This window comes from Sphingobacterium thermophilum (assembly GCF_039541675.1).
GTDB classification, from domain to species: domain Bacteria; phylum Bacteroidota; class Bacteroidia; order Sphingobacteriales; family Sphingobacteriaceae; genus Sphingobacterium; species Sphingobacterium thermophilum.
Genome location: NZ_BAABGR010000004.1, coordinates 93,444 through 105,407 on the forward strand (window position 1 = coordinate 93,444; position 11,964 = coordinate 105,407).

The 11,964-nt window shown below is 41.5% G+C and carries 12 protein-coding genes and 1 tRNA gene; 9 read left to right on the plus strand and 4 right to left on the minus strand.

The annotated features are described in order from the left end of the window. Positions 1-2 precede the first annotated feature (2 nt). Positions 3-830: a lyso-glycine lipid O-acyltransferase GlsA gene (glsA, locus tag ABD873_RS01810; protein ID WP_345063853.1), complete on the minus strand. Its 828-nt coding sequence runs from the start codon at positions 828-830 to the stop codon at positions 3-5. Positions 831-1,010: 180 nt separating this feature from the next. On the opposite strand from glsA, the gene ABD873_RS01815 reads away from it, so the two are divergent. The 9 genes from ABD873_RS01815 (at position 1,011) to ABD873_RS01855 (ending at position 10,412) form a co-directional block, all read left to right on the plus strand. Continuing rightward, positions 1,011-1,670, plus strand: a complete 660-nt coding sequence (locus tag ABD873_RS01815) for a CBS domain-containing protein (RefSeq protein ID WP_039054503.1) — start codon at positions 1,011-1,013, stop codon at positions 1,668-1,670. A 45-nt stretch (positions 1,671-1,715) separates the two neighbouring features. After that, a complete protein-coding gene (locus ABD873_RS01820) occupies positions 1,716-2,609 on the plus strand; it encodes an NAD kinase (RefSeq protein WP_345063855.1) in 894 nt (297 codons plus the stop codon). Between the two features lie 71 nt (positions 2,610-2,680). Continuing rightward, positions 2,681-3,541, plus strand: a complete 861-nt coding sequence (gene porG / locus ABD873_RS01825) for a type IX secretion system protein PorG (RefSeq protein WP_345063858.1) — start codon at positions 2,681-2,683, stop codon at positions 3,539-3,541. Positions 3,542-3,548: 7 nt separating this feature from the next. Further along, entirely contained in the window at positions 3,549-4,286 is a 738-nt protein-coding gene (gene uppS, locus ABD873_RS01830) for an undecaprenyl pyrophosphate synthase (protein WP_345063861.1), read from the plus strand. 90 nt (positions 4,287-4,376) lie between these two features. Beyond that, positions 4,377-6,953, plus strand: a complete 2,577-nt coding sequence (gene bamA / locus ABD873_RS01835) for an outer membrane protein assembly factor BamA (protein WP_345063864.1) — start codon at positions 4,377-4,379, stop codon at positions 6,951-6,953. 58 nt (positions 6,954-7,011) lie between these two features. Beyond that, positions 7,012-7,554, plus strand: coding sequence for an OmpH/Skp family outer membrane protein (locus ABD873_RS01840; RefSeq protein WP_345063866.1), 543 nt, complete (start codon positions 7,012-7,014; stop codon positions 7,552-7,554). A gap of 69 nt (positions 7,555-7,623) precedes the next feature. Then, positions 7,624-8,169, plus strand: a complete 546-nt coding sequence (locus ABD873_RS01845; RefSeq protein ID WP_345063870.1) for an OmpH/Skp family outer membrane protein — start codon at positions 7,624-7,626, stop codon at positions 8,167-8,169. Positions 8,170-8,310: 141 nt separating this feature from the next. Next, positions 8,311-9,603 carry a 4Fe-4S dicluster domain-containing protein gene (locus ABD873_RS01850; protein ID WP_039054493.1) on the plus strand — a complete coding sequence of 431 codons (1,293 nt, stop codon included), beginning with the start codon at positions 8,311-8,313 and terminating at the stop codon, positions 9,601-9,603. A 14-nt stretch (positions 9,604-9,617) separates the two neighbouring features. Then, the gene (locus ABD873_RS01855) at positions 9,618-10,412 is read left to right on the plus strand and encodes a (Fe-S)-binding protein (protein ID WP_345063873.1); all 795 of its coding nucleotides are present in this window, start codon (positions 9,618-9,620) and stop codon (positions 10,410-10,412) included. 51 nt (positions 10,413-10,463) lie between these two features. Here ABD873_RS01855 and ABD873_RS01860 read toward each other — a convergent pair. From ABD873_RS01860 to ABD873_RS01870, 3 genes are all read right to left on the minus strand, one after another. Then, positions 10,464-10,550, minus strand: a tRNA-Leu gene (locus tag ABD873_RS01860). A gap of 47 nt (positions 10,551-10,597) precedes the next feature. Then, a complete protein-coding gene (locus tag ABD873_RS01865; RefSeq protein WP_039053373.1) occupies positions 10,598-11,488 on the minus strand; it encodes a Ppx/GppA phosphatase family protein in 891 nt (296 codons plus the stop codon). Between the two features lie 143 nt (positions 11,489-11,631). Beyond that, entirely contained in the window at positions 11,632-11,886 is a 255-nt protein-coding gene (locus ABD873_RS01870) for a hypothetical protein (protein ID WP_345063877.1), read from the minus strand. Positions 11,887-11,964: the final 78 nt, after the last annotated feature.

An 11,964-nucleotide genomic window follows, 5' to 3' on the forward strand; every position in this document is an offset into this window, starting at 1 on the left:
AATTATTTCTGCGTCTTCAATCCGTACACCAACTGCTTCACTTCGGCAGCCCATTGTTTTTCATTTCTTGAGTTATCAAACATCGTATAAGGGATGCGTTTTCCCACGCGAATGGTAACGCGCTGGTTACGCTGTGAGAAAAACTCATCTACAAGATACAACATCTCGATATTGAACTTTATTCCTAGCTTATTTCTCCAATTGGATAAGTTATAGAAAAAGTTAGAATTCTTCCCTTCAATATAAACAGGGATAATGTCTTTTTTATATTTTTTTGCTTTGGAGATAAAACTTTTTTTCCATTCCAAGTCCACGATCTGCCCATTGATCTTGCGGGACACCAGTCCTGCCGGAAAGACCAGCAGTGCCTGATCGGCAGCGTAAGCTTCTTCTACGGCGGAAGCTACACTCTTATTCTGCCCTCCTACTTTGTTGACTCCGACAAACAGCGGCTCCAAGTTAACCACATTCATCAGAATATCATTTACTAGGAATTTGACATCTTTACGTACTCTACCTATTGCCTGCATAAAGGCGATACCATCCATCCCGCCAAGAGGATGATTAGACGCAAAGATTACACTGTCTTCTTTAGGGATATTTTCCTCTCCTTCTAATACAACATCTACACCTAAATGTTTGATTAAAGCATCAACAAAATCTAAGCCTTTCAAATCCCTGTACCTATACATGATGTCGTTGATTTCATCTTCATGTATAGTGCGCTCTAAGTATTTAAGTAGAGGCCCCGGAATCCATTTAGCCAGCTTGGGACTTTTCTTGCGGATAACCTCTCTAACCTGAATAAACTTCTTTGTGCCTTCCACCATATAATTAAGACTAGCCTGTCGAAAGTGTTGACAAGACTATCCGTGTAAAAATAAAAAATATTGCACGAATTCAGATAAATTTTGCAAATATTATTCATTTAAGCTTGTTTTTTGCATATTTTTTTCGAATATTTATTTATATTCTATTCGAGGGTTGGTTCTTAAAGAAGAGGAGTGAAAATGTTCATAGGACAATACATATCTACTGAATATCACGAGGTTTTACCATCGGACACTATAGATTTTGCCCTACAGAAAATGAGCGAATATTACCTTCACCAGCTTGCTGTCGTGAAGGATCGCGTTTTTTATGGTATTGTGACCGAAGAAGAGCTCCTCGATCAGATGGACTCTTCCCTCCCGTTGGACAATGTTCCTATGCTTTATAAACCTATCTTCCTGTTCGACTATCAGCATATATACGATGCTCTGCATAACATGGCAGCCTATGGATACTGCTTCCTTCCTATTCTCAACAAAAACCACGAGTATCTTGGCGTGCTGACCAAACAGAAACTTATTGAAGCGATAAATACCTTGTTCGGTAACGAAGAGGGCGCTATCATTGTGCTGGAACTAGGTATACGCGATAATGCTTTATCTCATGTCGCGCGAATCATAGAATCCGAAAACGTGAGCATCCTCAGCACGGCCGTACATCAGATTCCGGACAGTTCCAAGCTGGAAATGACAATAAAAGTCAATAAAACCAATATTTCAAGTGTTATTTCTTCGTTGTGGCGCAACGACTATGTTGTAAAGGCTACATTTCGTGATGGTGGTTCCCAATCTGATTTACAAGAAAGATACGACCTTTTGATGAATTATTTAGATTTATAATCAAATCTTCGCACCTTTGTAATAGGATATCAAAATATTGCTGGAATGCAACATCGTAAAATCGCCATCTTCGGAAGAGTCTTTAGCTCTTCTGTTACGCCTTACATAGAAAATCTATTTGATTACTTACATAATCAATCTATTGACGTCATCGTACATCGGGACTTCTATGCCTATCTGCAAGATACCGTACAATGTCCTTCAGGCTTGGCGACCTTCAGCAATAACAAAGACTTGCCAAGAGATATAGACTTCCTGCTATGTCTTGGGGGTGATGGCACCATGCTGGCTGCTGTATCCATCATCCGCGACTCAGGAATTCCGGTGGCGGGTATCAACTTCGGTCGTCTAGGTTTCTTGGCCAATATCCCCAAGGACCGCATACAGGAAGCTCTGCAAAAGATTATGCAGGGCGAGTTCAGTATACAGAAAAGAAAGCTACTCTGTGTGGAAAGCCCACAGAAGACACTTTTCGACAGCGAAAACTTCGCCCTGAATGACATCACCGTCTTCCGTTACGACTCTTCTTCCATGATTACGGTCGAAGCCCACATCAATGGAGAGCTGCTCAACTCCTATTGGGCAGACGGGCTTATTATCGCCACACCTACAGGCTCCACCGCCTACTCGCTGAGTTGCGGCGGACCTATCATCATGCCGGGTAGTGACAACTTTGTTATCACCCCTATCTCTCCGCATAACCTCAACGTCCGTCCTATCGTTGTCTCTTCCGACATGCAGCTTTCCCTAAAAATCGAAAGCCGTACAGAAAAATTTATCCTCAGCTGTGACTCCAAAAGCGAAACCTTGTCCACTGATGTTCAGCTGACCATATGCAAGGCTCCTTTCGAAATCAACCTTATACAGCTTAAAGATGACAGTTATTTCGGTATATTACGCGAAAAGCTACTGTGGGGAATAGATGTGAGAAACTATTGATATAGTTTTGTGTAGTTCCTCGTTACAGATATTCCATAAAATTTTATCTTTACAATCAAATTGGACCGGCATTGCGAAACGTTAGATTTCTCATACTAACCTGTATAACCTTACTGTCGTGGCATTGCTATGCCCAACGATACGAGGTAGGTATTGCCGGTATGGGAACAGGATACATGGGAGACATAAACCCACAAAACACACTCTATATCAAAAGCTTAGGAGGAGGAATATTCAGCAAATATAACTTCAGTCCTACTTGGGGGGCACGTCTGAGTGTCAACTACCTGCATCTTCAAGGACAGGATAGAGACTTTAACAACGAGTTGCAAAATACTAGGAATTTGAGTTTCCAAAACAGGATTACGGAGTTCTCACTGATGGGAGAATTCAACTTTTATACAATTTTTAATAAAAAGAGACAGCAAACACCTAATTTTACGCCATATATATTTGCCGGTATTGGGATTTTGAACCATGATCCTTATGTTCGCTATGGCGGACAAAGAGTACGGCTCAACCCTTTGCGGCTCGAATATGATGAAATAAGCAATCCGACGATATATTCCACATGGAATATGCTGTTACCGTTCGGAGTGGGTATAAAGCATAATTTAAAAAACAGCTGGGCTATAGGAGCAGAAATTTCCTATCGTCTGGCATTCACCGATAATCTGGACAATGTGAGTAAATATTATGCTACCTCGATACCACAATATCTGAGGGTTCCAAACGTAGAGATAAAAGATGGTGATGTAACACGTAAATTTGGAATAGAAGACTGGGAATATTTGGCAGATCCCTCCGGCAATCTGTTTACAAATGCGGGATTGGCCCGAGGGGATGGCAAAACAAAAGACGGCTATATGACTATAGGGATTACCCTTACATATAGCATACTTAGTACCGACTGTTTCAGTTGGAGAAAATAATAACAGAATGAGTGTTAAGAGTAAGATAGATAGATCAAAACTGCCTCAACATGTCGCTATTATAATGGATGGCAATGGCAGATGGGCAAAAGGATTAGGAAAGTTAAGAGTTTTTGGACACAAAAACGGAGTGACAGCAGTACGTGAAGTGCTGGAAGGAGCCATAGAAATAGGCGTTAAGCACCTCACCCTCTACGCCTTCTCTTCCGAAAATTGGAATAGACCCAAAGCGGAAGTAAAAGCTCTGATGGAATTACTGATCAACTCTCTAAACAAGGAACTTCCCACATTCCAAGAAAATGGAGTGCGGCTGAAAGCTATAGGAACATTGTCCCACCTGCCGCAAGACTGTCAAAAAACGTTGGCCAACGTGATAGAGCTTACCCAGCATAACACCACTTGCGTGTTGACACTGGCATTGAGCTATGGCTCTCGCAACGAAATCATCGAGACAACCAAAAAGCTTGCCACACAGGTCGCCAAAGGGGAAATTGCTGTAGAAGACATCGACGAAAAGATGTTTGCAGACAACCTGCAGACTGCCGGCACACCTGACCCAGACTTGATGATACGTACCAGCGGCGAATACCGAATAAGCAACTTCCTACTATGGCAGCTGGCCTACACCGAGCTGTGGTTCACACCGAAATTATGGCCGGACTTCACACGCCAAGACCTCTTTGAAGCAATCTTGGACTATCAACAAAGAGAACGTAGATTTGGAAAGATTAGCGAACAACTATAGCCTGTAAAAAACAGCAGGTTTTCAATAATTTATCTTTTAACAAAAATTAACAAGACTTTGATGTACTTTAGCATCCATAATTAGAAATAAATGAAGCGACTATACATACTGATTTTAGCATTTATACTGGTTAAGACTTCAACAACTTTTGCGCAAGTAAATGGGCCGATCAACTTGACAGATCCGGACGAGTTCAGTTATTTGCAACCCAAAGATTATGTCATCGCAGGGGTGACCATAACAGGTACCCAATACTTGGATACGGATGTTTTGCTTACTATTTCTAAACTTACCGTAGGACAATATATTGAAGTACCAAGTGAAGCTACCTCCAATGTCATCAAAGACTTGATGGCACAGAACCTCTTCGAAGATGTTCAGCTATGGGCAACACGCATTCAGGGAGAAAATATCTTCTTCGAAATCCGCGTAAAGGAAAGGCCACGCCTTACCCGTATCGACATCAATGGACTCAGCAAATCCCAAACCGAAGAGATCCAAAAAAGGCTAAATGCTAATACAGGTAGAATAGTAAACGATAACCTATTACAATCTACCCGTAACACAATCACGAAATTTTTGAGAGAAAAGTCCTACCTGTATCCGGATATTAAGATTAAAACTTTAAAAGATTCTTCACAAGCAAACAACGAAATCGTCCAAGTTGACGTACAGAAAAACAAAAAAATCAAAGTTAACAGCGTCAACTTCTCGGGTAACAAAGAATTCTCAAGCAGAGAGCTCAAACGATACCTCAAAGGAATCAGACCACGCAAATGGACACGTATTTTCGGTCCCGGAAAATTCAAGGACGAAAAATACAAAGAAGCTAAAGAAAAACTTATCGCCAAATTGCAGGACAAAGGTTACCGCGACGCTCAGATTATACGCGACTCGGTATACCGCTACGACAACAATGAAGTTGCCATAGACATAGAAATTTATGAAGGCCCTCGATATTATGTTGGAAATATCGAATGGACCGGTAATACCAAGTTTACGGATTCGGTATTGAACATCATCCTTGGTATCGAAAAAGGAAGTGTTTATTCTGAAGAGAAAATCCATACCAAGCTGATGGGACCTACACGTAACGGCGACGATATCAGTGCTATCTATCAGAATGATGGATATCTAACCTTCAGTATCAATCCTGTGATCAAGCGAATCTATAACGATACTATAGACTTGGAAATTCAGGTAAGCGAAGGAAAGCAATATACCATCAACAACGTTATCGTGAAGGGTAACGATGTGACAAACGACCGCGTGGTGTTGCGTTCAATTTACATCAAGCCGGGCCAAAAATATTCACGTGAGCTCATCATGCGTAGTATCCGCGAGATCTCGCAGCTAGGCATGTTTGACGAACAAAAAATCACACCGGATATCCCTACCTCGACGATGAATCATGACGAAGGAACTACTGACATTGTTTTCAATGTTGTGGAAAAGCCTTCCGACCAAGTCGAGTTGTCGGGAGGTTACGGCGCCGGACAGATAATCGGTACGCTAGGTTTGACGTTCAACAACTTCTCGACAAGCAATTTCTTCAAGAAGGAAGCGTGGAAGCCTCTTCCTCGAGGTGACGGACAGAAGTTGAGCATCCGTGGCCAGACCTCAGGAAAACGCTACCAGTCGTACAGCTTCTCTTTCTCTGAACCATGGCTCGGCGGTAAGAAACCTATATATTTTGGTTTGAGTGCTTATACGTCAAGCTCTTCGTACGGAGGCTTCGACTATTACACAGGAAGACAGATCATCTCGGACAGCCAGTTGCAACGTATCTGGATGTCAGGGGTTACCGCCTCTTTGGGTAAGCGTCTGCAATGGCCGGACAATTACTTCCAGATCAGCAGTGCTCTATCGTTCCAACGTTATAAATTACAAAACTTCGGAGATTACTTCTTATTCTCTAACGGTACAGCATACAACATCAACTTCACCCAAGAGATAAGCCGCAACTCCGTAGATGCGCCGATCTACCCTACTTCCGGATCTCATATCCGCCTGTCGGTATCGGTAACACCACCTTATTCGTCATGGAACAATATCGACTACAAAAACGATCCGGACAACGTACGTTACAAATGGACAGAGTATCATAAGTGGAAGTTTGACTCGCAATGGTACACCAAGATCGTAGGTAAGCTGATCCTGAAGACACAGGCACAGTTCGGATACTTAGGTAAATATAACGATCGCACGGAAACCTCTACGTTCGAACGCTTCAAGCTAGGAGGCGACGGTATGCAAGGTTTTGACTTCCTTCAGGGATCGGAAATCATAGCTATGCGTGGCTACGCCAATGGTGTTATCATCCCGCAATCTACCGGTAACGGAATGCAGAACATTGCCATCAACTCAGGTAGCCCTATCTATGCTAAATACCAAATAGAATTGCGCCACCCTATCATGTTGAATGACCAAGCCACCGTATTCGCCTTGGCCTTTGCCGAAGCGGGTAATACGTGGAACAAATTCTCGGAAGTAAATCCATTTAAGATGCGTCGTTCGGCAGGTGTTGGTGCCCGTATCTTCCTGCCAATCTTTGGTATGTTGGGTATTGACTACGGTCATGCATTCGACCCTATTCCGGGAATGCGTACCGACGCGTGGAAACAAAGCTTTACATTCAGTATAATTCAAAGTATGGGTGGTTTCTAATAATTAAACTTTTTATTATTATTGCTGTCCTACATAACAGAAAAAAATATATAGCTATATGAAAAAGTTTTTGGCAATCTTAGCATTCCTTACTCTCAGCATCGGTGTTACCTTTGCACAGCGTATTGCCTATGTTGACTCTGAATATATCATCCGACATATTCCGGAATATTCTGCCGCACAAAAGCAATTGGATGACCTAGCGAAAAAATGGCAAGATGATATAGACCGTCAGTATGACGAAATTGAAAAACTTTACAGAGCCTACCAGAATGATCATGCTCTTTTGAGTGAGGACTTACGTCGCCGCAGAGAAGATGAAATCGTAAATAAAGAAAAACAGGTTAAAGAGCTTCAACGTCAGCGCTTCGGTTTCGGAGGAGAATTGGAAAAAGAAAGAACAAGACTTTTCCAACCTATTCAAGATAGAGTCGCTAAAGCTATTGAAGCATTCGCCAAAGCCCAAGGTTTCGACTTCATCGTAGACAAAGGCGGTGAAATGGCCTTCCTTTATGCCAATCCGGCTTTGGACAAAAGCAACGACATTATCACCCGTTTGGGATACAAACCAAATCCGGCTTTGTTGCAACAAAATCAGTAATTAAACACTAATTTACAGACATAAGAAAAATAGAATTAAAAAATTACATTTGTAATTATCACGATCAACATGAAAAGAATGACAAATTTATTAAAAGGAGCGGTTGTAGTATTAGGATTATTTTTTGCTACTAACGTGGCGAATGCTCAACAAAAAATCGGACATATCAACGCTGATGAAGTATTCCAATTAACTCCGGAATTCAAGACAGCTACTGAGCAATTAAAAGCCCTAAGTGAGGAAAAACAAAAAGAAATCGAAGCTATGATTACAGAGCTTCAAAAGAAAGAAAAAGAGGCGGAAGAATTGTTGAGAAACCAAAGTGAAGCAAATAAAGTTCAAACTCAAACTAAACTTGACTCACTTCAAAAAGAATATCAACAAATGCAACAACGCATTCAAGATGTTCAAAAAGTAGCGCAAGAAACTATCGCAAAAAAACAACAAGAATTAATGGCCCCTATCCAAACTAAAATGATGAATGCCATCAACTCTGTAGCCAAAGAAAAAGGTTTGGCTTATGTATTGGACTTAGGTGCCGGTGCTGTGATTTATCACGCCGGTGGAGAAGATATCTCCGCAGCAGTAAAAGCTAAATTAGGAATCAAAGAATAGAAAAAATATATACCTATTCCATAAAAAGGGGTAACTAAAATGGTTACCCCTTTTTTATTTGTAATCCTTCTAAATAATTGTTATGCATGCATAATATTAACTTCTTTTTTATATTTGTACATAAACCTATAAATCCAAATTATGATAAGTCAACTATTATTTACTTTACTATTAGTTGGTGCTGTATTTCTTTTCGCCAGAAATGCACAGAAAATTTATCGCAATATCAAGCTGGGCAAAGAACTTAACCGCTCGGACAATCCTTCTTTGCGTTGGAAGACAATGATTCTGGTGGCTTTGGGACAAAAAAAGATGTTTAAAAGACCTATCGCCGCCTTCCTACATTTATGTGTCTATGTAGGATTTATTATCATAAACATAGAAATGCTGGAAATAGTCATTGATGGTGTCTTCGGCACACACCGCGTATTATCCTTTTTAGGCGGGTTTTACGATTTTCTGATAGGTGCTTTTGAAATATTAGCCATCTTGGTACTTATTTCCTGTGTGATATTTCTTATTCGCAGAAATATCATCAAAATAAAGCGTCTCAATCAGCCTGAACTCAACAATTGGCCAAAATCGGATGCCAACTATATTCTTATCACAGAAATACTGTTAATGACGGCATTCCTATTCATGAATGCAGCAGATTTTAAGATGCAGCAGATGCATGTTGCTGCTTATCATACGGCGGGGAGCTTTCCTATTAGCCAATGGCTTACTGCTCTCCTTCCTGACCATGCTAATGCGTTGATAGCTATAGAGAGGGGATGCTGGTGGTTCCACATCATCGGTGTATTGGCATTCCTAAACTATCTTCCTATATCGAAGCATCTGCATATCATCCTAGCTTTTCCAAATACCTACTTTTCCAACTTGGAGCCTAAGGGTAAATTTAACAACTTGGATTCCGTGACGGCAGAGGTAAAGTCCATCTTGGATCCTACGATACCTCCTCCTAGTGGGGAAGTGGCTCGCTTTGGCGTCAAGGATGTCACCGACCTGACGTGGAAAAACCTTTTGGACGCATACACCTGTACCGAATGTGGACGCTGTACGGCTTCCTGTCCGGCAAACATCACGGGAAAGCTCCTCTCCCCTCGCAAAATCATGATGGATACCAGAGACCGTATCGAAGAGATAGGCCGCAACATCGATAAGAATAAAACTTTCGTCGACGACGGCAAATCGCTATTAGACGACTATATCAGTAGAGAAGAAATATGGGCATGTACCAGCTGTAATGCCTGCGTAGAACAATGTCCTGTAAATATTAATCCTTTGGAAATTATCATGGGCTTACGTCAGTATGTAGTCATGGAAGAGTCACAGGCACCGCAGAGCATCAACAACATGCTTTCAAATATGGAAAACAATGGCGCTCCATGGAAATATGCACAAGCCGACAGAGCAAATTGGACTAACTTCTAAACATTGAGACTATTATGGAAAATACAATACATATCCCAACGGTAGCGGAGCTGGCAGCGAAAGGTGAAACTCCTGACTTGCTATTCTGGGTAGGCTGCGCCGGATCCTTCGACGAAAGAGCACAACGTATCACACGTGATATCTGCAAAATCCTCCACCATGTAGGCATCAAGTATGCTATACTGGGCACCGAGGAGAGTTGTACGGGAGATCCTGCCAAACGTGCCGGCAACGAATTTTTGTTTCAGATGCAGGCGATGATGAACATCCAGGTGTTGGATGGCTATGAGATAAAAAAGATTGTCACCGCCTGTCCACACTGTTTTAACACCTTGAAAAATGAGTATCCTGCGTTAGGAGGAAATTATGAAGTCATCCACCACACGCAGCTTATACAATCTCTCATCGACGAAGGGAAGCTGCGTCCTGCCGATGGTCATGTATTCAAAGGAAAGCGTATCACCTACCACGATCCTTGCTATTTAGGTCGTGCCAACGAGGTATACGAAGCTCCCCGTAAGGTATTGGAAACCTTGGATGCCGACCTAGTAGAGCTTAAACGCTGTCGGAGCAACGGCCTTTGCTGTGGTGCCGGTGGTGCACAGATGTTCAAAGAACCGGAAAAAGGAAATAAAGATATCAACATAGAACGTATCGAGGACGTCATCGAAAGCAAAGCCAATGTGGTGGCAGCAGCGTGTCCTTTCTGTATGACCATGCTTCGTGATGGCGTCAAATTAAAAGAAAAGGAAACTGAAATCGAAGTGCTCGATATAGCGGAAATTACCGCTAAAACAAATGGGTTATAACTTATATAGGACTTAATGAAACAAAAAAGGGAAGAAAAATCTTCCCTTTTTTGGTACCTAGGAGCAGATTCGAACTGCCATGCCCTTGCGGGCGCCACCCCCTCAAGATGGTGCGTCTACCAATTTCGCCACCTAGGTATGTTTTGTAAGCACAAAATTATATCTTTTTTTGATAGAATCAAGAGTTAATTAGAGATAATTTCCACATAATTTTTGCGGATAAGCTGTTGGATAATGCCATCTGCCAAACCTACTCTGGGAGTCACGATGTTACGTAATTTTCCAGCCTTCATAATGGTAAGATAAATTTCAGCGGCTGGAATGATAACATCAGCACGGTCGGACCGCAGGCCCAGATCAAAGATACGTTCTTCCAAACTTAACGACTTTAGATGTTCATACACACCTTGGAGTTTTTTATAGCCGAAGGCTTTGTCCACGCCGTTATTTACCAAGCGCGAAAGCTTATTGATATTACCCCCTGTCCCTATGCCGTATACCTCCTCATGGTCGGAAGTATGTGTTTTCACCCACTCCTTGAGATCCTGCCAGATTTCCGGCGTATCCTGTCCATCCAGAATGCGGATGGTTCCCAAGTTAAAGGATTTAGAAGCTTTGAGCTCACCTTTTGCAAATAGCGATACTTCGGTACTTCCTCCCCCTACATCCACGTATAGATACACCTTTTCTTTATCCATCACGCCGCTTAGGTATGCATTGTAAATAATTTTAGCTTCCACCGAGCCATCGATTATCTGAATATCCACACCTACATCTCTGCATGCCTGCACGATCTGTTTGCCGTTCTTTGCATCCCGCATGGCCGACGTGGCACAAGCCATATAATCGCTCACCTTATATACATCCATCAAGTCACGGAAGGCTCGCATCGTTTTCACCATATCCTCGAATTTGGCTTCCGAGATTTCACCTTTCACGAAGGCTTCATCTCCTAGACGCAAAGGCACGCGTAACAAGGTGTTTTTGGAGTATTGTACCTGTACGCCCTTTCTTAAAATATCGGCAATCAACAAACGTATGGCGTTGGATCCTATATCTATAGCTGCAAATCTCAATTCTGTAAATATATTTATATGTTACTGGAATAAAAATAGCATTTTAATTGGCTCTAGAAAACAAAAGTTTTAGTTTCATCCATAAAAAAAGGCAACTCCTGAAGGATGTTGCCTTTTAAATATCTTACAAAAGAAAGGTTCACTTATTTCTTTCCAAAACCTAAGATTGCAAATACAACTTTGAAGGCGATATACGATGCTACTAAAATTGCAACATTTGCAATAGTAGAAAACAAGAAAGTATATTGATTTAATGCTTTTACCTCATCCGGAACGAATCTAACAAACACACCAAATAAACCGATGATAATAGCAATAGTCAAAGTCACGTAGTAGTGTGTTTGATTTGCGTTGTTATCTGTTGTTTTAGGTTGTCTCTGCACTGCTGTATTTTCCATATTATTTTTAATGTTTTTTCTCTATTTTTTCTCTTGTCTTTTGCAAATGTACAAAGTATAACTACATTTCAAAAATAT

Coding starts and splice junctions, on each gene's coding strand:
- ABD873_RS01820 (WP_345063855.1), top strand. CDS start 1,716: ATGCAACATCGTAAAATCGCCATCTTCGGAAGAGTCTTTAGCTCTTCT.
- ABD873_RS01840 (WP_345063866.1), top strand. CDS start 7,012: ATGAAAAAGTTTTTGGCAATCTTAGCATTCCTTACTCTCAGCATCGGT.
- ABD873_RS01815 (WP_039054503.1), top strand. CDS start 1,011: ATGTTCATAGGACAATACATATCTACTGAATATCACGAGGTTTTACCA.
- glsA (WP_345063853.1), bottom strand. CDS start 830: ATGGTGGAAGGCACAAAGAAGTTTATTCAGGTTAGAGAGGTTATCCGC.
- ABD873_RS01870 (WP_345063877.1), bottom strand. CDS start 11,886: ATGGAAAATACAGCAGTGCAGAGACAACCTAAAACAACAGATAACAAC.
- bamA (WP_345063864.1), top strand. CDS start 4,377: ATGAAGCGACTATACATACTGATTTTAGCATTTATACTGGTTAAGACT.
- uppS (WP_345063861.1), top strand. CDS start 3,549: ATGAGTGTTAAGAGTAAGATAGATAGATCAAAACTGCCTCAACATGTC.
- ABD873_RS01845 (WP_345063870.1), top strand. CDS start 7,624: ATGAAAAGAATGACAAATTTATTAAAAGGAGCGGTTGTAGTATTAGGA.
- ABD873_RS01855 (WP_345063873.1), top strand. CDS start 9,618: ATGGAAAATACAATACATATCCCAACGGTAGCGGAGCTGGCAGCGAAA.
- ABD873_RS01850 (WP_039054493.1), top strand. CDS start 8,311: ATGATAAGTCAACTATTATTTACTTTACTATTAGTTGGTGCTGTATTT.